Origin of the sequence: Brucepastera parasyntrophica (assembly GCF_022376835.1) — a bacterium.
Classification (GTDB): domain Bacteria; phylum Spirochaetota; class Spirochaetia; order Treponematales; family Treponemataceae; genus Brucepastera; species Brucepastera parasyntrophica.
The window spans coordinates 1,401,267-1,425,819 of sequence record NZ_CP084606.1; the positions used below are offsets into that span (position 1 = coordinate 1,401,267).

22 protein-coding genes and 1 pseudogene are annotated in these 24,553 nt (G+C 48.1%); 4 read left to right on the top strand and 19 right to left on the bottom strand.

Features of this window, described 5'->3' with window-relative positions; translation table 11 throughout:
* Positions 1 to 54: 54 nt before the first annotated feature.
* Together putP and K7I13_RS06645 are read right to left on the bottom strand one after the other, a co-directional pair.
* Positions 55 to 1,644 carry a sodium/proline symporter PutP gene (gene putP / locus K7I13_RS06640; RefSeq protein WP_255948926.1) on the bottom strand — a complete coding sequence of 530 codons (1,590 nt, stop codon included), beginning with the start codon at positions 1,642 to 1,644 and terminating at the stop codon, positions 55 to 57.
* A gap of 210 nt (positions 1,645 to 1,854) precedes the next feature.
* Positions 1,855 to 2,523: an MBL fold metallo-hydrolase gene (locus K7I13_RS06645; protein ID WP_255948927.1), complete on the bottom strand. Its 669-nt coding sequence runs from the start codon at positions 2,521 to 2,523 to the stop codon at positions 1,855 to 1,857.
* A 28-nt stretch (positions 2,524 to 2,551) separates the two neighbouring features.
* Between K7I13_RS06645 and K7I13_RS06650 the strand changes: the two genes are divergently transcribed.
* Entirely contained in the window at positions 2,552 to 3,220 is a 669-nt protein-coding gene (locus K7I13_RS06650; protein ID WP_255948928.1) for a hypothetical protein, read from the top strand.
* A 311-nt stretch (positions 3,221 to 3,531) separates the two neighbouring features.
* Here the strand turns inward: K7I13_RS06650 and K7I13_RS06655 are convergent, their stop codons facing one another.
* The 12 genes and pseudogenes from K7I13_RS06655 to K7I13_RS06710 all read right to left on the bottom strand — a co-directional run bounded on the left by K7I13_RS06655 (position 3,532) and on the right by K7I13_RS06710 (position 13,370).
* A complete protein-coding gene (locus K7I13_RS06655; protein WP_255948929.1) occupies positions 3,532 to 3,846 on the bottom strand; it encodes a hypothetical protein in 315 nt (104 codons plus the stop codon).
* Positions 3,847 to 4,195: 349 nt separating this feature from the next.
* Positions 4,196 to 4,852 (bottom strand): DinB family protein, encoded by a 657-nt coding sequence (locus K7I13_RS06660; RefSeq protein ID WP_255949238.1) that lies wholly within the window; start codon positions 4,850 to 4,852, stop codon positions 4,196 to 4,198.
* Positions 4,853 to 4,940: 88 nt separating this feature from the next.
* Positions 4,941 to 6,413, bottom strand: a complete 1,473-nt coding sequence (locus K7I13_RS06665) for a dihydroorotase (protein ID WP_255948930.1) — start codon at positions 6,411 to 6,413, stop codon at positions 4,941 to 4,943.
* Positions 6,410 to 6,847, bottom strand: coding sequence for an aspartate carbamoyltransferase regulatory subunit (locus K7I13_RS06670; RefSeq protein WP_255948931.1), 438 nt, complete (start codon positions 6,845 to 6,847; stop codon positions 6,410 to 6,412). The genes K7I13_RS06665 and K7I13_RS06670 overlap by 4 nt, the downstream gene beginning before the upstream one ends.
* A gap of 41 nt (positions 6,848 to 6,888) precedes the next feature.
* Complete coding sequence (gene pyrB / locus K7I13_RS06675) at positions 6,889 to 7,821, bottom strand: aspartate carbamoyltransferase (protein ID WP_255948932.1); 933 nt, start codon at positions 7,819 to 7,821, stop codon at positions 6,889 to 6,891.
* Between the two features lie 92 nt (positions 7,822 to 7,913).
* Positions 7,914 to 8,309, bottom strand: coding sequence for a phosphoribosylglycinamide synthetase C domain-containing protein (locus tag K7I13_RS06680; protein ID WP_255949240.1), 396 nt, complete (start codon positions 8,307 to 8,309; stop codon positions 7,914 to 7,916).
* A pseudogene (gene purD / locus K7I13_RS06685) lies at positions 8,207 to 9,322 on the bottom strand (phosphoribosylamine--glycine ligase); the annotation flags it as partial. The pseudogene purD and the gene K7I13_RS06680, both read right to left, overlap by 103 nt.
* Positions 9,323 to 9,350: 28 nt before the next feature.
* Positions 9,351 to 9,836, bottom strand: a complete 486-nt coding sequence (locus K7I13_RS06690; RefSeq protein WP_255948934.1) for a hypothetical protein — start codon at positions 9,834 to 9,836, stop codon at positions 9,351 to 9,353.
* 192 nt (positions 9,837 to 10,028) lie between these two features.
* A complete protein-coding gene (locus K7I13_RS06695) occupies positions 10,029 to 10,172 on the bottom strand; it encodes a hypothetical protein (RefSeq protein ID WP_255948935.1) in 144 nt (47 codons plus the stop codon).
* A gap of 90 nt (positions 10,173 to 10,262) precedes the next feature.
* Complete coding sequence (locus tag K7I13_RS06700; RefSeq protein WP_369413714.1) at positions 10,263 to 11,429, bottom strand: sodium ion-translocating decarboxylase subunit beta; 1,167 nt, start codon at positions 11,427 to 11,429, stop codon at positions 10,263 to 10,265.
* A gap of 54 nt (positions 11,430 to 11,483) precedes the next feature.
* Positions 11,484 to 12,167: a metallophosphoesterase gene (locus K7I13_RS06705; RefSeq protein WP_255948936.1), complete on the bottom strand. Its 684-nt coding sequence runs from the start codon at positions 12,165 to 12,167 to the stop codon at positions 11,484 to 11,486.
* Between the two features lie 9 nt (positions 12,168 to 12,176).
* Positions 12,177 to 13,370 carry a pyridoxal phosphate-dependent aminotransferase gene (locus tag K7I13_RS06710; RefSeq protein ID WP_369413731.1) on the bottom strand — a complete coding sequence of 398 codons (1,194 nt, stop codon included), beginning with the start codon at positions 13,368 to 13,370 and terminating at the stop codon, positions 12,177 to 12,179.
* Positions 13,371 to 13,514: 144 nt separating this feature from the next.
* On the opposite strand from K7I13_RS06710, the gene K7I13_RS06715 reads away from it, so the two are divergent.
* Complete coding sequence (locus K7I13_RS06715; RefSeq protein ID WP_255948937.1) at positions 13,515 to 15,434, top strand: hypothetical protein; 1,920 nt, start codon at positions 13,515 to 13,517, stop codon at positions 15,432 to 15,434.
* Positions 15,435 to 15,448: 14 nt separating this feature from the next.
* Here the strand turns inward: K7I13_RS06715 and K7I13_RS06720 are convergent, their stop codons facing one another.
* From K7I13_RS06720 to K7I13_RS06730, 3 genes are all read right to left on the bottom strand, one after another.
* Positions 15,449 to 15,829, bottom strand: a complete 381-nt coding sequence (locus K7I13_RS06720; RefSeq protein ID WP_255948938.1) for a hypothetical protein — start codon at positions 15,827 to 15,829, stop codon at positions 15,449 to 15,451.
* Between the two features lie 429 nt (positions 15,830 to 16,258).
* Positions 16,259 to 17,062: a hypothetical protein gene (locus K7I13_RS06725; RefSeq protein ID WP_255948939.1), complete on the bottom strand. Its 804-nt coding sequence runs from the start codon at positions 17,060 to 17,062 to the stop codon at positions 16,259 to 16,261.
* Between the two features lie 185 nt (positions 17,063 to 17,247).
* On the bottom strand, positions 17,248 to 18,117 hold the full coding sequence (locus K7I13_RS06730) for a UTP--glucose-1-phosphate uridylyltransferase (protein ID WP_255948940.1): 870 nt from the start codon (positions 18,115 to 18,117) through the stop codon (positions 17,248 to 17,250).
* An 84-nt stretch (positions 18,118 to 18,201) separates the two neighbouring features.
* Here K7I13_RS06730 and mnmE point away from each other — a divergent pair, with 84 nt between their 5' ends.
* Positions 18,202 to 19,626 (top strand): tRNA uridine-5-carboxymethylaminomethyl(34) synthesis GTPase MnmE, encoded by a 1,425-nt coding sequence (mnmE, locus tag K7I13_RS06735; RefSeq protein WP_255949246.1) that lies wholly within the window; start codon positions 18,202 to 18,204, stop codon positions 19,624 to 19,626.
* 51 nt (positions 19,627 to 19,677) lie between these two features.
* Here the strand turns inward: mnmE and K7I13_RS06740 are convergent, their stop codons facing one another.
* Positions 19,678 to 20,379: a hypothetical protein gene (locus tag K7I13_RS06740; RefSeq protein WP_255948941.1), complete on the bottom strand. Its 702-nt coding sequence runs from the start codon at positions 20,377 to 20,379 to the stop codon at positions 19,678 to 19,680.
* A gap of 123 nt (positions 20,380 to 20,502) precedes the next feature.
* On the opposite strand from K7I13_RS06740, the gene K7I13_RS06745 reads away from it, so the two are divergent.
* The gene (locus K7I13_RS06745; RefSeq protein WP_255948942.1) at positions 20,503 to 21,732 is read left to right on the top strand and encodes a dicarboxylate/amino acid:cation symporter; all 1,230 of its coding nucleotides are present in this window, start codon (positions 20,503 to 20,505) and stop codon (positions 21,730 to 21,732) included.
* Between the two features lie 83 nt (positions 21,733 to 21,815).
* Here K7I13_RS06745 and K7I13_RS06750 read toward each other — a convergent pair whose 3' ends face one another.
* Positions 21,816 to 24,533, bottom strand: coding sequence for an FtsK/SpoIIIE family DNA translocase (locus K7I13_RS06750; protein WP_255948943.1), 2,718 nt, complete (start codon positions 24,531 to 24,533; stop codon positions 21,816 to 21,818).
* Positions 24,534 to 24,553: the final 20 nt, after the last annotated feature.

Here is a 24,553-nt window from a genome sequence, read left to right on the forward strand (position 1 = left end):
AGCTGTTTAGCTCAGAGCTGTTTAGCTCAGGGCTGTGTAACTTATGCGGGGTTTTCAGAATTCGGCGTTTTTCGCCGCTTCAAATTCCTCCTGAATTTCTTCGGACGGTTCGGCTGTCAGTTTGCTTACAACAAAAATGACGATGCAGGAAATAATAAAGGCAGGCAGCAATTCATACACGCCGAAAAAACCGCCCAGTTTACTGAGTCCTTCCTTCCATACAACAACCATAATTCCGCCGGTAAGCATACCCGCAATGGCCGCAGGCAGCGTTGTCCGCTTCCAGAAAAGACTGAAAAGCATAAGAGGACCGAAGGCGGCGCCAAGACCGGCCCAGGCATAGGACACGACCCGGAAAATCGAATCGTTTCCGGACAGGGCCACCCACACGCCGAAAATGGTAACTACGAGCAGGGTGATACGGGCGACCCACATAATAAAGCGTTCGCTCGCGTCCTTTTTAAGGACACCCCGGACAAGATCGCTTGCCAGAGCGGAAGATGCGATCAGCATATATGAATCGGAAGAACTCATCGAAGCCGCAAGAATACCTGAAAGGATCAGCCCCGCAAATATCGGCGGGAAAAAATCCACAGCCATATGGATAAATATATTTTCAGAAGCCCCCGCAGTCGTCAGCAGTCCGGGCATCAGGGCCCTTCCTATCATACCAATGGCAACAGCAGCAAACAGCGAAATACAGCACCACGTTACCGCTATAATCCTCGACTGTTTTATTTTGGAAGATTTCCTGATTGCCATAAAGCGGAGCAGGACCTGCGGCATCCCGAAATATCCGAGTCCCCAGGCAAGACATGACAAAATGGAAAGGAAACTGTAATTAGCGCCGGGACCGAAAACACCTTTTCCATTGACAACGGCCTGAGGATTCCCCGAAACGCTGGAGGCTATCCCGTTTGCGTCAACAGGCACGGCAATACCGAAAAAATCGGTAAACCGGGGGATTTCCCGGAGATTTTCAACGATCTGACCGATACCGCCGGCCTTTACTGTCCCGATAATCAGGACAAGCACCAGGGCGACAAACATTAAAATGCCCTGAATAAAATCGGTAAGACTTTCCGCAAGGAAGCCGCCTATTGCCGTATAAGCCAGAACAAAGAGGGCCCCAAGAATAACCATCAGTACATAATAGTCATGCATATTAAACACATAACTGAACAGTTTTCCGAATGTAACGAACTGTGCCCCTACATAGATGGAAAAAAATACGAGAATGATAACAGCCGAAATAATCAGCAGAACGCGCTTTTTATCATGAAACCGGTTCGCGAAAAACGCGGGAATAGTTATCGAATTGTTCGCTATCTGTGAATAGGAACGCAGCCTGTGGGCAACTACACGCCAGTTTATCCAGGTCCCGACAGCGAGGCCTATCGCCGTCCATACAGCCTCACCGGCCCCGGTAAAATAAGCGACCCCGGGTAAACCCATCAAAAGCCAGCCGCTCATATCGGAGGCCTCCGCGCTCATGGCGGCGACCCAGGGACCAAGGCTCCTCCCTCCCAGAAAATACTCTTCGGTATTTTCATTGCTTTTTTTCGCATACCATAAACCGATCCCGATAGAAAACAGCAGATAGCAGCCCATCACGATTAAAATTTGGATACTTCCCCCATCCATTTTGAAACTCCTTATTGAAATAACTGATACTTTAGCTTAAACAAGGAAAAACAAACCCCTCGCATCCGGGAAAAGCCGATCCGGCTCCGGAATTCAGGAGATATTTCTGTTTTTGTGTTAAAAAAATGGTAAGGGATATCAGCCGGGGCGTCAAGCAAAAAAAACCGGAACTTATAGCAGCGGAACAGAGGCAAATCCGGCGTTAAAACTTCAAAATCCGTCCAGAGCAACGGGATGTTCCCGTCCTATAGTTGTTTCCGGTCCGTGTCCCGGAAGTACGCGCGTATCGGGAGGAAGTTCAAAGAGTCCGGAAAGGCTCCGGTAGATTTCAGGGAAACTGCCGCCCGGAAGATCGGTCCGTCCGATTCCGGAATAAAAAAGCGTATCGCCGGAGACAAGCGTACTGTCTTCTTCATTATACAGACAGATTGATCCAGGACTGTGTCCCGGTGTATGTATGACCCGCCATCCGGCAATTTTTCTTCCGCCAGGCAATTCAGGTTCCTGCCCATCTTCCAGAAAAAAATCAGCCGGCCTCAGGTCTTCAAAAAAGCCGGGGACGAGTTCCGCCATACCGATATGGGAAAGCATTTCCTGGTGCTTTTTACGGGATCCGGGACCGAGAAAACGGGATTCAGCCTGATGGACTCCAACCGGTGTTCCGGGAAAGACCTCAAGTAAAGAAGGAAGGGCGCCAAGATGATCAATATGGGTATGGGTCAGAAGTATACAAAAAAGATGTACCGATAAATCGGAAATATGTGATATAATTCTATCCGGGTCTCCCCCAGGGTCAATAACCAGCAGATTGTTGTCCCCGGCAGGAATAAACCAGGTGTTTACCGAAAGCAAACCTGTAATCAGGCGGTGGATTTCCATATTTTATAGTATAACCCAGGAATGGAACATGATAAATAGGCTGGTGCTGGTTTTTTTTATAGCAATCGCAGCATATTTCCTCTTTCCGCTTTTTTTTTCCTATTTAATACGGAAAAACCGCAGGCATATTCTGTCCCGGCTCCAATCGGAAAAAGCCGTCACCGGCCTGTTCAGCGCAGCCAGCCTTCATGTGCTTGAATTTGAGCTGACAGACAAAACGGCGGGCGAACCGGGAAAAATGATGGTACCCTTCAAAAAAAATCTTTTTCTTACGGTTTCGGAAGACGGGGTCCTTAAAAAAACCGATCCGAAAGAATTTGCTCTTATAAAACTGGGAACCATGGGACTCATATTTCCCGCGCAAACAAAACGACAGAGAGGCCTGTGTATTCTTTTTACCGAGGCGCTCAAACCGGCCCAGCTGCCGGAACCGGAAAATCTGCAGTTCAGTGAAAAACCTGATAATCCGGCGAAACCTTTTTGTGTGATGGGAGGAGCCTTTCTGGAATTTCTGGTTTTTCTTGAATCTCTCAGACATCCTGAACTCGGGTTTGTCAGCTTTACAGCCTTTGCCGCCATTTTCGGAAAAGCCATTCCCTATTGCCCGCCGGGATTTTTTTTACCGTTTCTGACGCCTCTTTTCATGAAGCTGTATAAAAATGAAGAAAAAAAGGAACTGTTCAAAAAAGACTCCTGATCGCCCTGCAGACTTCCGGGATTGTAATAAACATTGTTCTTTTTATGTTTGTCTTCTGGTATATCTGTTACTGAAAATACGGCACCCTTATCGTTCTTTTAACGGCGGAAAATATATCGCTTTTTTCCTGAATGAACTAATATCAGTGTTTTTTTACATACTAATTTTGTATGCAGAACTAACAGGGGCCGCCGGTTTGAATCGTGTCACGATACGATTGTGAATACGATAGCACATCGTATTCACAATCAGAAATTCTCCTGCGTTCCGAAAAAAGCAGCCATCTGAAAAATATGATATGGTCTTCTCTTCTACAGCCAGCTGAATGTGATTTCTTCCCCGAACTTAAGAGTATGTTTCTCCGCATCCACTATTGTTTTGTCTTCGGAATAAATAATATTCAGCCCGCCATTTTCCATTCCGATGGTCATCTCTGATTTATACCAGCTGTTTTCATGGAACACCCTGATTGTAGCGGGATATTCCGCGTCCTCATCAAAAATGATTATTTCGACAGGACCATAATCCGTTGTTTTAAAATATATTCCATTATTTTCTTCTGCCTCGGTATAATTTATTATGACTTTCGATGGAGCATAATTTGTAAAGCTGATTTTTATAGTCAAATAATTTAAATTATTTGACTATTTCCGATTGTACGTATTTCTGATGTAAAGAATTGGTTAATTCTTTACATCAGAAACTTAAACTAAAGGAGTATATATAACCGTCATTTCTGAAATGCCGGTAAATAAAGAAGGACCCTGCCACTATGAACAGCAGAAAAAGTGAAACAAATAAAATACTCCGCAGCAGAGCATCAGGGTATTCACAGGTAGCGGAAGTGGCCATTACATACCTTACAGAATCAGCCGCAGGCTGATTAAACCAGCGCCTCGAATAAAAACAGCCCTGCCATATTTTTTTTCATTATTGTCATAAAACGTATCAGCAGGCAATTGGCATGATGAGATATTATTTATTGTACCGGCTTTTTATTTTAAATGAATCATTGACATGGGATTCCTGATGCCGGGTTATGGGCATTGTGAGCAGGCCGGAAACTGTTTTCCTGCCCCAGAAATCGAGAAGCCAGACCGAGTCTGCGGCATTGAGTACACCGCCTTCAGAAAGAATCCTGTCGAGCTGGTCCTTCCGCATCTTTTTTTTGAGATCATCTGCTTTCAGTTTTTTTAAAATTTTTCGGGTTTGCAGACCGACTTCCCTGCGGTACTTTCTTAACTCTTCAATTTCAATTTCATTGCTGAATTCCGCGACTTCTTCATTAGTCATTGCGTTTCCGGTGTCGGTTATCTGGGTACGCATCCGCTCAAGCCATTCGCCATTCAGCACCTGGCTTCCGTCGGCAATTAAAATATTGGCTGTCAGGTCTTCGATCCGGGTAATGTGCCATATGTTCCACAGTATCGACCGTCCCTGTTTTGTTATTATCCTGCATATTTCCGGCCTGAGTCCTTCCCAGAGAAGGTCTTCATATGTTTTATTTTTTCCGCCGGATGATTCGTGAATGCTCGCGTGCATTTCAGCAGCGAGCGCTATGGCCGCGTCCCATTCCCCGGTACTCAGCAAAGATTTCAGCTGGTTCTGTTTTTCACCCCATTTTTTTGGCATATCGGTCACGGGACACCTCCGTATTATACAAAAAAATATGTTTTCTGTTTTTGCAAACCGGCGGAAACAATGGAACCGTCCGCCGGGATTACTGCAGTTCGTATACTTTCTTTCCGCGCTTCCAGGTACTTATTACGCGCCCGCTCAAAACCTTTCCCGCGAAGGGTGTATTTGTCCCCTTGCTGAACCAGTGGGCAGGATCATCAGTACGAACAGTCCATTCGGCGTCCGGATCAAGGAGGACGATGTCAGCTGTGTATCCGCTTTTGAGAAGTCCGCACGGAAGGGCCAGTATGACAGCAGGATTTGCCGACATGAGTCCGGATAATTCCGAGAGAGATATTTTTCCCGATTTTACCAGCACGGTATTGCAGACGGAAAAGGATGTCTGTATGCCGGAAAAACCGGGAGTCCCCAAAGCTTTGTCAGCGGATGTATGAGGCGCGTGGTCAGTGGCAATAACGTCCACGGTTCCGTCCATAATTCCCGCTATCAGGGCCTCTCTGTCGACTTCGGTCCTCAGCGGAGGATTTACAATCGCCGCAGTTGTATCAGTCAGCGCAATATGATGGGGCGTAACCTCGCAGGTTATTTTCGCGGAACGTGAATCACCAGCCTTTGCCGCAATCCGCTTTGCCTGTCTCACTTCGTCGAGCGAACCGGCGGTACTGACATGGGCGATATGTACACGGCAGCCGGCTTCCGCTGCAAGCAGAAGGTTCCGGGCAGTCATGCTGTCTTCGGCAAGCCGGAGCAGCCGTCCCGCTCCGGCAAGATGGAGCCGCAACTCAGCGGCCCCGGACTGAGGCCCCGGTTCCGCGAATGGGTTCTGGTCGGCAAAATACTTGTTTCCGGTTTTCAGCGCGGCGGTCCTGAAGGTTTTTGCCTCACGGGCAAGATCAGGATCTTCACAATGGCAGCTTATAATTGCCCCTGTGTCCGCACATTTTTCCATTGCGTCAAGCATCACTGCCGCAGAGGCGACTTCATGCCCGTCTTCGCTCACGACCGGCACAATGGATGGATCAATCGTTGCCAGGGCGGAGGTATCGGCCCCGTCGAAATTTCCCGTAACACTCACGGCCTGAAAAACATCAATGAATCCTATTTTTCTGGCGCGGTCATTTACTTCCTGAGCTGCGGTCATGCCGGAGATTACCGGCTCCGTATTCGCCATTGCAACCACTGTTCCGTACCCGCCGCCGGCCGCGGCCTTTGAAGCACTTTCAATATCCTCTTTCCGGGTGTGTCCCGGATCACGGAGATGCACATGCATATCAATAAAGGAAGGCATAATAACCAGACCCTGCGCATCAATGAGACCGGGACTTCCGATGTTCTCTGCGAATTCCCGCACATTTTCCGAGGCAATATCATTTATTCCGGTATATACTTCGGATATCATACCGTCCTGTATTAATAAGGCGCCCGGGGTATCAATATCCCGGTCTATCAGGCGGGCATTATACACAAGAAAAAACTGTTCGCCGGCGTTTTCTTTTTCAGCAAAACGGAAATAGGCAGCCTTGTCCAAAAGCCCGCCGCTATGTATTTTGTTCAAAGGACTTCTCCTATTCCTGCGCGGTAGAGCTCATCACAGTAGAGACAGGCATACTCCGCCCGCTTTCTATCCACCAGCCGGAATACATGAGGGATGCCTGTTTCCGAGCTGGTTATGCACCGGGGATTCAGACAGCGGATAACATTTTCAACGCGGTCAGGCAGACTCAATGAAATCTTCCGGATTACATATTCATCTTCAACTACATTTACGGTTATATTAGGATCAATAAATCCAAGAACGGAATAATCAATATCTATTTCATTATCGATTTTTATAATATCTTTTTTGCCCATGTGTTTTGAGGAAACATTCATAATCAGGGCAACGCTGAACGGAACCTTGTCCAGCTTCAGCCAGTTAAAAATCCGCAGGCCGGTTCCGGCGCGGATGTGGTCGATTACAAGTCCGTTCTTTATTTTCTGCACATTCATAACGTTTCCCTCCGCAGGAAATATTGCATCTTATCTATAAACTAATCTGGCAGCTTCACGCCGAGGAGGCTCGCGATAAGAGCCATGCGCACATACATGCCATATTTGACCTGAAGAAAATAGGCGGAACGCGGATCGGCGTCGACTTCAACCGCTATTTCATTAACACGGGGAAGCGGATGCATAACGCAAAGGTAGGGCCGGGCAAGTTTCATTTTTTCCTCATCGAGGATATAACTGTCTTTCAGGCGGACATAATCCTCTTCATTAAAAAACCGCTCCCGCTGGACGCGTGTCATATACAGGATATCAAGATCGCCGATAGCGTCTTCTATCCTGCGGACCTGTGTAAAGGACACTCCGGCCGGTTTAAAAACCCTGCCGGTAATATAATCCGGAATTTCCAGTTCAGGAGGACTGATAAGCACAAAGCGGTTTCCGGGGTAACGGGCCATAGCCTTTGCGAGACTATGGACGGTCCTCCCGAATTTGAGATCGCCGCACAAACCTATTGTCAGCCCGCTTACCTTTTTTTTGATTTGTCTTATTGTTAAAAGGTCCGTAAGAGTCTGTGTGGGATGGTGATGTCCGCCGTCACCGGCATTGATTACGGGAACTTCGCTGACCTGCGAAGCAAGGAGAGCCGCGCCCTCTTTCGGACTGCGGGTCGCGATAATATCGGCATAACAGGAAACAGTGCGGATTGTATCCGCGAGGCTTTCACCCTTTGAGGATGAACTTGCGTTCGGCTCGGCAAACCCGAGCGTCGTACCGCCCAGCCGCTGCATCGCGGCTTCAAATGAAAGCCGGGTCCGGGTACTCGGCTCAAAAAACAATGTCGCGAGAATTTTCCCGGTACAAACATGCAAATACTTTTCCGGAGCGGCAATTATCTGCCCGGCAAGATCAAACAGTCCATCCAGCTCTGCAACGGAAAGATCACCCGGTTCTATCAGATGACGTCCTTTCAGCATTATTCACCTCTTTTCCTACTGATACATTCTATCAAAACCGTAAAGAAAATGACAGCACTAGTTCGGGAAAAGCCGTATACCCGGAGCGGAATTTATGGAGTTTTTTCAGTCTCCGGAGAAACCGCCGCGCCCGGCAAACCTATATCGCGCCTGAAGAACATCCTCTCAAAGGAAATGCCGTCAAGCGCCCTGTAAGCCCTGCTGCGCGCTTCATCGATTGTACTGCCGAAGGCAGAAGCGGCAAGGACCCTGCCCCCGAAGTAATGAGTTCGCCGGGGCCGGGAGTGCGGTTGCGGAATAACACGGACAGCCGTTCCACGCAGCGCCGCACCATTTTTCTTCTGTTGGCTGTGGCTCCGGCAATAAAAATTTTTGCTCCCGATTCGCGGATAACCTGTTTGTCCATTTTTATGGGCAGGCCCTTCAGGTATGAAGCCGGATATCCGCCGGAAACGGCGACAGGCGCGCACACATATCCATCGCGCCATTTAAACTGAAAGGAAGAAAGAGTCCCGTCGATAATGGCCCGGCACATTTCTGCAAAATCAAAATCCATAAGGGGCAGCACTGCCTGAGTTTCCGGATCACCGAGCCTGACATTATATTCCAGAAGTTTAGGCCCGTCTCCGGTTATCATCACACCGAAAAAGAGAAAGCCGCGGTATTCATAGTTTTCCTCAATAAGCCCTTTCAGGGTAGGTTCCAGAATATCAGTCCTGAAGCGGTCGAGTATATCGGGATCAAGTCCGGGAACAGGGGCAATCGCGCCCATGCCGCCGGTATTCGGCCCCAGTGCGCCATCGAGAAGGCGTTTGTGATCACGGGCCGGGAGAAAGGGAACTATAGAGGCCCTGCCCTGGTCCGCAAGCCCGGGGGAAACGCTCACCGCGGCCAGTATCGATATTTCATCGCCCGCGAGATATTCTTCAAGCAGGATTTTCCTGCCGGCGACCCCGAGGGTCCCGTTTTTTATAAAATCCCGCAGGGTCTGGATTGCGGTATCGTGGTCGTCCGTAATCACGACGCCCTTGCCGCCGGCAAGCCCGTCGGCCTTTATTACAACAGGCCCCTTTATATCCTCAAGCGCGGCAACAGCATCGGCAACACTGGTAAAGGCCTCGCTTTTCGCACAGGCTACACCGTATTTGCTCATAAAACGTTTGGCAACGTCCTTGCTGGCTTCCAGGGCCGCGGCTGACTGCTGCGGGCCGACAACATCCAGCCCCTCATCGGCCAGGCGGTTTACAATACCAGCCGCGAGAGGGTCCTCAGGCCCGATCACTATAAAAGAACCATCGTTCAAGCCGGAAAGTTCATTTTTGCAGACCTCAACAACCGAAGCGGTTTCCGAAACACTGACCTGAATATTTCTGCACTTTTCCTCGCAGGCTGTACCGCCGTTTCCGGGAATGCATATAACTTCCCCTACCTTGGGTGATTTTGAAAGCGCCCAGGCTATGGCATGCTCCCGTCCTCCGGAGCCGATAACGATTGTCTTCATATTATGTATAATATGTCAAAGATGGTATTTACTGCAAGCTGTTGAGTTTTTTTTCTATTACTTCTTTTACATTTGTAAGCAGGGCGGTATCATTTGATGAAAAAACCTTTCTCGTACGGTCTTTTGTCAGCAGTACAAGAGTAGCTTCTTCGGGAAGGCTGACCTCGTCAATATCATTGAAAAACAGATAGGAAGAGTTCCAGATAAGACCGTTTTCATAAACTCCGCTTATTCCCGAATAGAGAATATCCTGTATGGCGATAAAGAAACCGAGTACGCCGACACCGCAGATCGCGGTTACTGAAAGCGCGTCAAATTTCCGGATATAGGTGAGGCCTATTAATATGGGAGCGCTGCACAGGACCCCGAGAAACTGCAGCCGGTACTTCTGCGGCATGACGAGTTCTCTCGCGCCCATTTTTTTCCTGAGGCTCCTGGACCTTACAAAGCAGACAATAAAAATAACCGGCAGCAGACAGAATGAAACCGCCGGAATGATTTCAGCAATAGTCATAACGGGTACATCGTATTGTATATATGAAAAAAAAACAAGAACAGAACGGCGGGCTCCGGAAATTTCCTTTTCCGCCGGAATCAGGCGGAACTTTCCATATATCCGGACTTATTATAACACTTATTATAAGTATTATAATAAGTGTTTAAAAACACGGCCGGACTTTATAGTCCGGCCGCGAATGGGTGCCGGTCACGAAGGGTCTTTTTTCGATTTTTTTCCGAAAAAGATAAAGATTTTTATGACAGCATAGAATATAACCTGTACGCCAAAAACAAAGCCCACGCCTACAGGCAGCAAAAACAGGGCCTTTTGTATTTCAGTCCATTCATTCATTATATACTCCTTTAAGTTACGTTTCTGCTGCAAAGAATTGGTTCATTCTTTACAGCGGAAACACGTACACAAATAATCCGGATTATTTGGCTACAGGGCGCCTCCCAGAAGAATCGGCACAAGAACCAGAATAATTCCGCCGGCCATAACAGAGCCGAGCTGGCCGGATACGTTCGCGCTGACGGCCTGCATTATTACAAAAGTTTCTCCGTCTTCCTCGGTGGCTATTTTCTGGACAACCCGGGCGCTCATGGGGAAGGCGGAAATACCGGCGGCCCCGATCATGGGATTTATTTTATTTCCTTCCTTTCTGAACAGGTTCAGAAATTTCGCAAACAGGACGCCGCCGGCAGTATCAAACACAAAGGCGATCAAACCAAGAATAAGAATTATTATTGTTGTCCACTGTATAAAGTCTTCCGATCTCATGGAAGCGCCTATGGTAATACCGAGGAGCAGGGTCACAATATTCGCAAGTTCATTCTGGGCTGCTATCGAAAGTTTTTCGAGAACGCCGCACTCGCGTATCAGGTTTCCGAACATCAGGCTGCCGATAAGGGGTACGCCCATCGGAGCGACAAAGCCGGAAATAATTGTTACCAGAATGGGAAAGGCTATGCGCAGGGATTTCGGAATATCCTGTTCTTCGACCTTCATTTTTATTGTCCGCTCTTTTTTGGAAGTCAGAAGCCTGATAATAGGCGGCTGGATCAATGGGACCAGGGACATATAGGAATAGGCCGCCACCGATATGGGTCCCAGAATCGAAGGGGCCAATTTATTCGCGACATAAATTGAAGTCGGCCCGTCCGCCGCTCCTATAATGCCGATTGTGGCGGCTTCGGCAAGGCCAAAATTCAGCCCGAGACCGGGGAACCACTTGCTGACCAGGAGGGCCGCAATAATAGTCAGGAAAATTCCAAGCTGGGCGGCTGCCCCGAAAAACATCATGACAGGCATTTTGAACATGGGCCCGAAATCGCACATGGCGCCTACGGCAATAAAAATAAGCACCGGAAATAATTCAGTCGCAATACCCGCGTCAAAAAGAATTTTCAGAAACCCGGGCTGTCCCGCATGCTCAAAGGCGACGCGCAGGGGAAGGTTAACCAGAATAGCGCCGAAGCCGATAGGCAAAAGCAGCATGGGTTCATACTGTTTCTTTATCGCCAGGAAAATAAGCAAAAGCCCTACAAGAATCATTACAATATCTTTCCATCCTATCGACAGAAAACCAATAAATAGCTCCTCCAGCATTTTATACTCCTTTAAGTTATGTTTCTGATATAAAGAATCAGCTGATTCTTTATGCTAGAATTCCTTTAATTCCACTGACATTATAGTGAACCGATTGTCTGCGTTACAGACCGCTTCGGCAATAGCATACCGGCCTTCATCAAGCGGCCCCGGATTTACCAGAACAGTCCTCCCGATTGTATCTGTCGCGGCCGACTCGTGAATATGACCGGATACCGCCAGCAGGGGCTGGTATGTTTCAATGAATTCCCGGATCAGCGGAGACCCGACATGGGTCCCTGTAGAAATGCGGTCAAGACTGGTGTCCTTCGGGGGATTGTGCGTAACAATTACAAGATTGTGCCACTGGTTATCTTCGCCGGAATTTTCCGAAACCAGCCTGAGGTCGCCGGCGAGTTCCTCATCAGTCCGTTCGTTCGGGGTCTTTCCCGTGAACTTCGCGCCCCCGCCTGATCCGGTCAGCACAAGCCCGTTAAAACTGGAAAGGGTCGACTCAAGTCTCATGTCATATTCATCAAGCTTCCCGATAAAATCAGGTTCATCGCAGTTTCCGAGGACGGCAAAAATATCATCGTGCAGGGAGGCCAGCCGTTCCAGAAAAGGGAGTCCGGTTTCAGGCTTAAAACATTCGGCAAAGTCACCCGCGTATAAAACCATGTCCGCGTTTTTTGCGGCCGGCTTCAGCCTGTCCAGGGCTGAAAGGTTTCCGTGTCCGTCAGACAGAATGAGAATCTTCATAGCTACCTCTCATAAGTTCTTCATAATATCCAGCAGCTGCCGCATATCATCGGGAGTACCAATGGAAATACGGACAAACCCGGCGATTCCGGGACTGTCGAAATAGCGCACAAGTACTCCCTGTTTTTTAATATATTCATATACTTCCCTGCCGTTCAGCGACGGATGCCTTACAAATACAAAGTTTGCCCTGGAAGGAAGAACGGTCCATCCCAGCTTTTCCAGTTCCGCCGAAAACAAACCCCGGGTCTGTATTATTTCAGTATTGATTTTCTTGTAGTAACCGGGATCGCCGCAGGCCGCAACCCCGATTTCCTGGGTCAGCCGGTCAACCGGAAAATGATTAAAAGAATCCTTCGCTGTAAACAGAGCCCGTATAATACCGGGATCGGCGACAGCGTACCCGAGACGAGCCCCGGCAAAACAGAAACTTTTTGAAAAGGTTCTCACAATTACAAGATTTTTATATTTTTCCAGAAGCGGGAGCGCGGTTTCGCCGCCGAAATCAATATAAGCCTCATCCACAACCACAGGCCGTCCTGAAGGATATCTGTCCAGGAGCCGCTCTAGTTCCGGGAGTTCCAGAAAAATACCGGTCGGCGCGTTCGGGTTCGCGAAAATAAGGCCGGAACTGTCTCCTTCAAGCAGGGCTCCGCAGTCAAGGGAAAAATCAGAGGCAAGAGGGATCTTCCTGAACGGAATATCGTAATAACCGCAGTATACCGGGTAAAAACTGTAAGTATACTCGGGAAAATGCAGGGGAGCATCGGAATCGAAGAGTGTAAAAAAGATAAAGGACAGAACCTCATCGGAGCCGTTTCCCGCAAATACCATGTCGGGCGTAATACCCGGGCCGAGCATGCCCGCGATCGCGTTTCGCAGCGCATTTGAGTCGGGATCGGGATACAGCCGGTACTGTCCGGCGTCAAATTCCCTGACAGCCTTTTGGACTTCGGGAGATGGGGATAGGGATTTTCGTTTGCGTTGAGTTTTATGTAAGGGCGGTCTTTCGGCTGCTCTCCTGGAATATAGGGATGCAATGCTGAAAAACGACGGGCAAACATGAGGCCTCCGGTTCAGACAGGGACAGGGCCCCTGAGTTCCGGCATATTTTACACTATTACATATCCCGCGGCAAGGGTGGCGGCAGGCTGCTCCCGAAAAAAACTGATTTAAAACCAGGAATCCGTTTTGTCTGGCCAGGAGTTGGACCGGATTTGTCTTTTCGCAAAGCTTTTTTCCGGGCTTCTGTCTTCACTTTTTACCCCTCGACCACAATTTTTCCGCAAAGCGCAGTTTCTTCATTGAGAAAATACCGGAGGTATGATATAATAAAACACTATAAGTATGTCATCCATTCCGACCGATCTGGCAGTATTACTGAGACTCTACGCAGGCAAACAGAACAATCCTAATATTGTCATACAGGATTTTTGCGAATATCTGCAGAAATATGCCCGGCACTATATTGAACAGGAACCTGAGCTTGTTATCTACCTCGCGGACACGGCGTCCACCGTGCAGATTGAACTGGAAAAACTGCAGGACAAGGGCCGGGTGGTCCTTTCAAGCGACCCGAAAAGCAGAAATCTTGTTTTTGTGCCCCAGTTTTTTGTGGATAAAATGACCCAGTGGTACAAAAGAATAGAGGAACGCCCGGAAGTACCCTTCCCGCTTGTATCGGAACTGCCGGAAAATTTTCCGGTAGAGGTCCTGAGGCAGATTCTTGTTTCCGCCGAGTTCCTTGAACTTCTTGAAACAGGAGAACGTTCCAATAACTTCTTATATCAATTGAATTTTCCCGATGAAATCCCCGCGCTTGTGTATCCGGGGTCCATACTGCCGGACAAAATGCTGACGCTTGCTCTGGCGAAAATCCGCTATTTTCTGCGCAAGGATGAATCCCGCGATTATATACAGAAACGGCTGTCGGTCACCAATCCGGGAAGGGAAATGGTTGTCAAGAAATTCCTGTTCCAGTTTCAGATGCACCCTTCCGATGCGCTCGCGGATTTTAAAAAAGCCACTGACACCTATATTTTCTGGAGTTCGGTCTGCGGCTTTATAAAACAGGATTACGGAAAGAAAAATGAAAAAACTCCTGAAGAAAACGCGCTGCTTCAGGCTGTACTCATAATCGAACATATGAATTATTATTTCAAGTCAAAGGCCCAGCAGAGCATACAGCGGGAAACTGCCCTCAAGAACCTTGCCCTGTGTTTTCAGAAAGCCCCGTATTATTTTGATATGAATGCAATAACCGGTTTTATCGATTCGCGGGGTGTTCCGCTTTTGGGCCAGTACAGTGAAACAGACCTCGATGACTTCCTTAAAAGTAAAACAGCGCAGATTTCACCGGAAGCCCTTCCCGAAATGCTGGTTTTTAAAACTGAAAACAGCGGCAGATACTTTATCCTGAAGGACAGGATACCCGCTCTGATTATTCACCTGTGCAATGAAAACAGAAAGAAAATCAAGGAATTTATTACCCAGGAATGGCTGCAGATACTGATGGCCTACGGCCAGGATGAAGCCATGAAAAACCAGCAGGCCTTTGAAAAAAAGCTCGAGGCGCTGTGCAAGACAGTCGAGCCGGTCCTCCACGGACTGCTGACTGCTCCTTTTATCCAGCTTATGGCCAGGGAAGATCTTGAATCGGAAAAAGCGAATCCGGGGAAGCACAAGGTTTTTGAACACGGACGGCTCCTTCCCTACAGTACGCTGCTGATGCTGAACCGGCAGGAACTGCTCACCGATACGAGGATTATGCTGCCGTTCTGGTATACGATCCCCATAATTTCTTCAATTATTGCTTTTTTCCGGCGCCCGAAAAAAAAGAAGCGGAAAAAGTCCCAGGTTCAGCAAACTTCCGCCGATGTCCAGGTGAACGAGAACCAGCATGAAAGCCGGCATCATTCTTCACACGCTGAAATGAAAACAGCGGTCGAAGTCCTTGAAAAACAGCTTGTTCCCAAAGGTTCAACCATAGAAAACGAGATGAAGACGCAGCTGGACGCGTGGAACAAGAATCTTAACCCGGAAGCCAGGCAGAATCTGACCCACGATGTTAACGCGCTTATCAAGGATTATATGCGAAAGGTCCTGAAAACGCTTAAAGCGTCTTCATTTGATCAGGCAAGGATCCAGAATCTGGCAAAAACACTGGTAGAGACCCCCAGCCTGAATGCCATCAGAAATTCGGAAGCCCTGCTTGTATATGTACAGTTATATATACTGCTTATCGTAAAGAAAAATAATATGGCATAGCCGGAGCGGAAGTATTATTTTTCCCCTATACCCAGTCTGAACAGCAGTTCTGTTTCGGAAACATAGTTGCTCTCTGATGTCAGCTCTCCGTTTTTGTAGAACCTCAGATAAGGAATCTCAAAGTTTTTGAGGACTGTTTCCTTAAAATGGACAAATTCCTCATAAAACGGTTCTTTATCATATTCAACATACAGCAGTTCCACAGAGTCTCCGGAAGCGGAAGCCGCTATTTTTTTCTCAACGGCCCCCATGTACATCTCCATTACCTTCCATTGGGGACACCAGCTTTGGGTCATTATAATAACCGTTTTTGCCGCGCTGCTTTTTGTTTCAGGAGAAAAATCACCATTTTTTGTAGCATACAGGCATTCATCATTAGTCAGTTTACGCATCATACTTACTAATATATACTTATTTTGAGTGAAAAGCTATATTCCGGGCTTTGTATTTTTTTGTACGCAAAAAACGGGAGGAAAAAATGAAAGTCTGTACGGCAACTGAAAACGCAAAAAACTGTAACTGTACCTATCCCTGCAGCAAAAAGGGAATATGCTGCGAATGTATCAGCTACCACAGAAGATCGGGAGAATTACCGGCCTGTTATTTTTCTCCGGAGGAAGAACGGAGCTACGACCGCTCGGTTTCTTTTTATATCCAAAGCAGAAAAAAATAAAATACCCCGCCGCAGAGCAGTCAGCTCGAAGAGCTGCAGACCTTTGGTCTGGGGCATTCGCAGGCCGCGGAAGCGGCCATTATATACCTTACAGAACCAGCCGCAGGCTGATTAAACCCTTATCACAAATAAGCGGCCCGGCTCTGCACTGTTAATATGAACTGAATTTGGTTGTATAGCCTTTTTTAATCGCTGCAAGCTCGCCGCTGTTCACAGACTTTGTGCCTGTTTTTATCCATGCGTATTTTATGAGTTCGCCGGGGACATCGCTGTTTGTCCACCAGGTATATGATGTCTCGGAAGAACTGGTTTTAACGGTATAATCCAGTTTTTGAGCCTGATAGGTTCCCGCACCGACAGTAATTTTTTCCGTTCCCTGTATGTAGCTGGTGAGGTCTTTCCAGTTTATACCGGCGATGGCTCCTGACGCCGGAGCGGCATCGTCCGATCCCGACCCCAGAGAAAGTTTGGAATTGAATTCCGCTTCTTCAACACGCTGGAGATCGGAATTATAAAAACGGATTTTCTTTGATTTCTGGTTTGCATCCATCAAAACCTCATATTCCCATTTATCCGTGCCGTTGTCCCAGCCGAGGTACCACCACTCATCGCCGTCCGGCAGGTTTTTCAGCAGGGCCCTTTCCGCGGTTACCGAGGTGGTATTACCGTCTTCGTCAGTTGTAACGGTTTTCCATACCAGTCCCTGGCCTTCTTCAAGAGCAAACGTTCCGCCGCCGTATCCGCCGACATACATAACCTGTGTGTATAAAACCTTAAACCGCGCTTTCTGGGTAAGCCCGGTCAGTCCTACCATTGAGGCAAGTTCGGCTGTTGCCGTTGCCTTGAGTCCGTCCAGCGACGTACTCGCGGTGGACGAAGAAACGGAAAGACAGGATGTAAAAAGAGTCAAAAGCAGTATTGCCCCCATCGTTCTGAAACATAACTTACAATACATAAAACACCTCCATTTCATCCCAGTATAGTATAGATTTCCGGAAAATAAAAAACTTTTTTCGCGAAACCGGAAAATAAAAAACTTTTTTCGCGAAAAATGAAAATTTTCAGTAAAAAGGAATAAGACGGACAGCGAGACTGATGGGTTTTTTCAGTATTATCAGAGGAACCGGCACCGAGGAAAAATCAGGGACTGTTTCTGTTTTTCAGAAAGCTGTCGATAATGACGCGGTATTCCGGAATGGAATCCGCGTATCTGAGAACAGCCTCAAGATAACCGGCAGGATCACCGGTATCCAGGCGGGTCCCTTCAAGGGAACAATTGGCGACCCTGCCCTGTTCCATGAGCCTGTTCAGAGCATAGATATGAAAATACTCGCCGGGTTCAGTATTATTTTTTTTCGCGTCCTCAAGATGGATTTCCCATCCTTCCTCAAGAAGAGCAAAAAAATCCGGTGTATACAGATATCTTCCTATTGAAACATCGTGACCGGGTTCAGTCCCCTGAGAAGGTTTTTCCACAATGCCTCTGACATGCATACCGTCACCGTCAAGATCGAGAACGCCGTAACGGGACACATCTCCGGGTTCGGTAATAGAAGCCATAACCGAACACCCTGTCTTTTGGTATACCGCAATAAGCTGCGAAGCCAGAGGGACTTCACCGAAATGGAGATCATCAGGATAAGCGACAACGCAGGGCTCATCTCCGAGCCAGTTTTTTGCCTGCAAAAGAGCATGGCCGGTCCCCATCATTTTCTGCTGGCGGATAAAGGCAATATTCGCGTTTTGGGGTGAAATCAGTTCAAGCTGGCGGGTTTTCCCCTCATTCCGGAAAATCTGTTCCAGTTCAAGCTCGCGGTCAAAATAATCTTCCAGCGCTTTCTTGCGGCGGGACGTAATAATAATTATATCACTGATACCCGAAGATACAAATTCATCAACAATAAACTGGATCGAAGGGACGGAAATCAGGGGGAGCATTTCTTTCGGGATTGTTTTAGTTACGGGCAAAAATCTTGTTCCGTAGCCCGCGGCTACAATGATACCTTTCATGTCCGCAGTGTATCATTCAATCCCCGGCTCCGGCAAGTGTACCGGCCCTGTTTTTAAGGCATGAAACCTGTTATACTCACTGGAATGAAAGCGTCGGAATTTGTTTTACATGAACCAATAGCCGCAATCGCAACGGCCCTTGTCCCGTCCGCCCTTGGTATTGTCCGGACTTCGGGCAGGGGGTGTATCGAATTAATCGCGCCCTATTTTTCACGGCCGGAACAGCTCCTTTCCGCGGCAGGAAATACAGCGCTGCACGGATGGCTCTATGATGCTCCCAGGGAAAGTACGGAGCAAAGGCGGGCCGTCGATGAGGTTGTGCTAACTGTTTACCGCGGACCAAAGAGTTTTACGGGCGAAGACTCCGTGGAAATTACCGGACACGGAGGTACCGCGGTTATCTTTGCCATTTACCGGCTTCTCATAAACGCCGGGTTCCGCCCTGCGGAAAAAGGTGAATTTACCTTCAGGGCCTTTGCTTCGGGAAAAGCCGATCTTTCGCGCTCGGAGGCTGTCCGGGAAATTATTGAAGCAAAAACAGACAGCGCCCGTGCACGGGCAGCAAAGAGACTTGCCGGTTCGGTTGAAAAGGAAATCTCTGAAATAAAGGACATGGTCCTCCGTATACTTGCAGCTATTGAAGTTGAAATTGAATATCCTGAAGATGAAGAGACTACGGGCGGGGCCTTCGATATAAGCCTCGCAAAAGAGGCGGAAAAGCGGCTCGAACGGCTCGAATCATCCTGGAAAGCTGAAAAACTGTATCAGGAAGGCGTGCGGATTGTTCTGGCCGGCAGCACAAACGCGGGAAAGTCCAGCCTTTTTAACGCTCTGCTCAAAGAAGACAGATCCATAGTATCGGATATTCATGGAACAACGCGGGACTGGATCGAATCGTCTGTTGATTTCGCGGGCATCCCGGTCCGGCTGTATGACACCGCGGGGCTGAGGGAATCGGAAGACCTGATAGAAACGGAAGGTGTCGAGCGGTCAAGAACCCTGAGCGCGGCGGCAGATATAGTCCTGTATCTTGCAGACAGTACACTGGGATTGACCGACGCGGACAGGGCTTTTCTGAAACAGGCTTCGCAGGATTTTCCTCCCGTTATTCTGATCTGGAACAAGGCCGACAGTCCGCAGGCAGGCGAAAAGCCCTCACTTGCTGAAACAGGGGACGTGCCCCGGGCCGTATATACGCTAAGCGCAAAAACAGGAGAAGGCCTCAGAGAAATGGTGGAAGGTATAGCGGAAATGCTTCTCTGCTCCATTAATGAAGTTTCAGTTCAGGAGGGAGGACCCCGGCTCGGAAGTGGGCGTCAGAAAAATGCGGTCTGCCTGGCAAGGATTTCACTGAACCATGCCGTAAAGGCAGCTGAACAGGGGTATCCGATGGATGCCGTTTCACAGGATATGGAAGAAGCTTTGCATGCGCTCGGAGAGATAACAGGAGAAGTCACCCCGGATGATATACTTGATACTGTTTTTTCACAATTCTGTGTGGGGAAATAAAATACTCCGCGTCAGAGCGGCGGGATATTAAACCCTCGCAGTGAATAAAACCTAGAGTTTGCCGAAAAATCCCCGGGAGCCGCCCTTTATCCAGCGTCCGGGATGCCGGGAAGGAGCCGCCTGCATAAGCGAATCAGCAAGCCAGGCAGCGTTGCCGGCGTCATCTCCGGATTCAAAGCGGACAAGCATTGTCTGAAGCGCTGGATTCGTATTGTAGGGAGGCGTAAACAAAGCCGCTGTTTCTTCCGCAAGTTTGATAAAAGCTGCTTCCGCGGCAGAAAGAGCAATGCCATGCCATCCGTTTTGCACTGCGGAAAAAGAAGAATCCCTGACGGCGAAAACAATCCGCCCGGAACCCTGGGTTTTAAAGCAGGAAACAATTTCCTGGACAAGGAGAATATAACCTGCCGCATACTCGGCCGTCAGTTCAAGCGGATATTTGTTTTTCTGTATGGTGTTTTCAAAAAAGGAAGCTATATCAAAAAAAAGGACCGCCTGGGAGCAGGATGAAAATGTGTTTTTTATTTCAAGTAAAATTGTTCTGGCGGAAAGCGATGAAGAACGGTTCCATGGAATATCAGCCAGATTGATATTTTTATCAGCGGGACCTTCTTTCTTTTTTTCACCCTTTTTCTGATTGCTTTCAGGCACATCGGAAATAATTGCTACGGAAGCATCTCTGCTCCGGAGTGCAGACGCGAGTATAACTCCAAGCGGGACAGATTTGTCGGCAATCAGTATACAAGAACCCATGATACATATAATATATCGGTAAACCGGCTATATAAACAAGTGATTCGGGCAAGTTTGCCTGGAAAAATGAAACGGACTGCGTTCCGATTGACTGGAATAAAACCTTGAGGTATTCTTCCTCATATGAAAATCTGGATAAAATATCTTCTCGGTATCGTTATCGGAACTGCTTTTGCACTTTTTTTCCCCCAGCAGAATCCTGCTTTCAGGGAAACCGTACAATTTATCTCCGATCTGGTTGTTCAAATCGGCAGATATGCCTTATACCCTGTTCTGTTTTTCAGCTTCACGATAGCAGTATATGAACTCAGGGAAAACAGATCCCTGTTCCGGCTTGGGCTGGTCACGGTGGGCATTATTGTTCTGGCCGCTGTCCTGCTCGCAGTCATTGGTCTTATTTCGGTGCTTATACGCAACCCCACCCGTATTCCCATTTTTGTCGAAGGAACAAGTGAAATTCCCCAATTGGGAATAAAAGAATCCCTCAGGCAGCTCTTTCCGTCGAGCGCGTTTGAGGTTTTTTCAAACGGACTGTTTATTTTGCCGCTCTGTATTTTCGGCGGGTTCGCGGGAGCGGGCTGCGCGGTTGATAAAAACGCTTCAAAAGCGACCCTGAATCTTTTTGATTCCCTTTCACGCGTTTCCTATGCGGTTATGTGCTTTTTTGTTGATATGCTGGCGATTGGGATGATCGCGATATCTGTAAACTGGGTGTTCCAGTTCCGTACGATTATCTCCTCGAAGGTATTCGGAAGTTTTATCGGGCTGCTGCTTTTCGACTTTTTTCTGCTTGCCCTTGTTGTGTATCCTCTGATTATCAGACTTGTGTGCGGAAAGGTAAATCCGTACCGGATTCTGTATGCCGGGATCGCCCCGATTGTTGCCGCCTTTTTTTCCGGGGATACAAATATGACGCTCCCTGTTCTGATCCGCCATGTTAATGAAAGTCTCGGCGTCAAACGCCGCGTTTCTTCGGTAACCATGCCCGTCTTTTCAATTTTCGGAAGGGCGGGAAGCGCTTTGACAGTTACGGTCAGTTTTATTGTTATTCTGAAATCCTATTCAAGTCTGGGCATTGCCTTCAGTGATATGCTCTGGCTTGTGGGCATGGCAATCCTCCTGTCATTTTTCCTTGGACGTTTTCCGGCAGGAGGCGCGTATATACAGCTCGCAACAATTTGTATGCTGTACGGAAGGGGCTTTGAAGCGGGTTATCTGATTCTGAAGCCCGCGGCGTTTTTTATCTGCGCCATAGCCGCCGCCATAGACGCGCTGACTTCAATTACCGGAACCTATATTATTGCGCACAAATGGAATCTGACCTCCCACCGGGACCTCCGCTTTTTCATTTAGGTTTTCGGTAGGTACCAGAGAGTGTATAGCAGCTAAACGCTCGGAGAGGCTTCAGACTGAAAGTGTATAGGTACTATACACTTTCAGTCTTTTCCCGAAGGATAGTGGACAACATCCCTCGGCTTTGATCCGTTTGCGGGACCCACAATACCGCGGGCCTCCATATCTTCCACAAGCCGGGCGGCCCTGTTGTATCCTATTTTGAGTCTCCGCTGAATATATGAGGCGGAGGCTTTTCCCGCCAGCAGAACTATTTCAAGGGCCTTGTCATACAGAGGATCTTCCCCATCGGAAAAAAGCGAAGCGTCAATTCCGCTGTCATCTTCCTCATCAAAGAAGATTTCCTCATCAATATATTCAGGCTCCCCGAAAGTTTTAACATATTCAACAACTTTTTCAACCTCTTCATCGGAGACAAATGCGCCCTGGATACGCACCGGGAAGGGATCCGTTACGCTTGAATAGAGCATGTCCCCGCGGCCAAGGAGTTTTTCCGCGCCTACCTGGTCAATAATAATCCGGCTGTCCATTTTCGAAGCGACCATAAAAGCTATACGGCTTGGGATATTTGCCTTGATAAGTCCGGTAATAACATCAATGGAAGGCCGCTGGGTGGCCAGAACAAGATGGATCCCGACTGCCCGGCTCATCGCGCACAGGCGGGCAACTGTCGATTCAAGCTCTTTACCAGTGGTCGCCATAAGATCGGCGAATTCGTCAATAATTACCACAATATACGGTATTTTTTCGGTGGCCATATTCCGTTCTTTGATGCGCCGGTTATAACTCCGTATGTCCCGGACCCCCATGCCATCAAGCAGCGCATAACGCCGTTCCATTTCACACAGACAGTACTGGAGCGCCTGAAAGGCCTTTTTCGGTTCCGTAATAACGGGTGAAAGAAGATGGGCTATATCATTATACAGCTTCAGTTCTACAACCTTCGGATCAATCAGAAGCAGTCTCACTTCATCAGGAGAACGCTTGTATAAAACAGAAAGAATTATTGAATTAACGCAGACCGATTTTCCCGAACCGGTCGCGCCCGCAATAAGCAGATGGGGTGTTGTAGTCAGATCGATTATCTGGGCCTCTCCGGTAATATCTTTGCCGAGGACCACCGGTATTTCCATTTTTTTCCCGGTTTGGGGCTCCGTTTCAATAAGTTCCCGGAAACTGACAATTGACCGTTTCTGGTTCGGGACTTCAATGCCAACGGCATGTTTGCCCGGAATCGGCGCAACAATACGGACACTTGAAGCCGCGAGCCGGAGCGCTATATTATCCTGCAGGCCGACTATTTTTGACAGCTTGACACCAGGAGCCGGAAGTATTTCAAACATGGTAATAACCGGCCCCTTCCTGATGCCGGTGACGTCAGCCTGAATATGAAATTCATTCAGGGTTTCCTTGAGCGCGGCAGCGGAACGGCGGGTCGCGTCATCAATAACCCAGTATTCGCCGTCAGGATAGCTGTTCAGAATTTCATAAGGAACAGAGTACAGTCGCCGTCTTTTTTTCCCGGGCCGGACAGGCTCCTTATCGAGGGCTTCAAAAGAAGCGACTTCAGACTTGCCGGCACTGTCCTTTCCGCCATTGGCAGGCGTTTCGGTCAACTGACCGGATTCTTCTTCAATGCTGTCAAACAGGGGAAATGCATCGGTATCCTGAAATACATCCAGGACTTCGCCGCCGGTATCTCCGTCTTCGGACAGATCATCATACCCGTCTTCATCGTCATCCCCGTCTGATTCATCGGGTTCGTCATATTCTTCTTCACCGTCATCAAAATAATCAGGATCATCCTGCTCATAAGAATCCTGTGTTTCTTCCGGCGGTATATCATCATACGAAACGTCCGGATCAATTTGCCCGGCGCTGTTCTGCGGCGGGGTATCTCCGGAAGAAGGTTTTTCCTCCGAATCAAATTCTATATAAATGGGGCCGGTTTCCGAGGAAGGAACCGCATCCGTTGCATTATTATCCTGTTCATGCGGGAGGGAAAGCTCCCCGTTATCTGAATTCCACAAAAGGCTGTTTCCGGCCTCGTTTTTTTCCTGATATGTCCCTTCTATTAAGTCCGTACCGCCGGACAGCATATCCGCTTCATCCGGATCCGTCTCTTCTGTCCCGGAATTTTCATTTACATTCAGGTCAGGGACCTCTCCGGCTGCGAGGGCCTCTCCTGAAACAGCGTCCGTTTCTTCCTGAAGTTCTTCCCGTTCCGGCTCGGAAAACTCATCTTCAAATGAAACAGGTGCTTCTTCCTGAAGCTCATCTGATTCTCCGGAAGGGAAATCTTCTTCCCCATTTCGCGGGAGATTCCTTTTATTCTGTATCCAGTCCGCCAATTGAATTAGCAGGAGATATTCGAGAAAAACAGCCAGGAAAATTGAAATTATCAGTCCGCCGGAAATAATTCTGGAGGCAATTCCCGTGCCTACGGCTGAATTAAATACCTTGAGGAGTTTCTCCCCGCCGACAGCGGTAAAGAACGGAATAATTGATCCGGCCAGAATAACAGCGGAACGGAACGACCAGCCCGGTATTACCAGAATAATCGCGGCCAGAAACAAAAAACAGGGAACAAGGAAAGAAGAAATCCCGTAAACTGAAAGCAAAAGGTCTCCGGGCATGGCCAGCGGAGGTTTTTTATACGAGAATGAAAAAACAGCTGAAAACAGTGAGATGGCCAGAAAAACGGCCAGAATAGAAAAAACCGCGCCGATTACAATTGATACAATACGCTGACTTTCTGAATGTGTATTATCAGGGTTTTCACCTGAAAATTCGTGTTTCATGATATAAAACTCCCCGGATG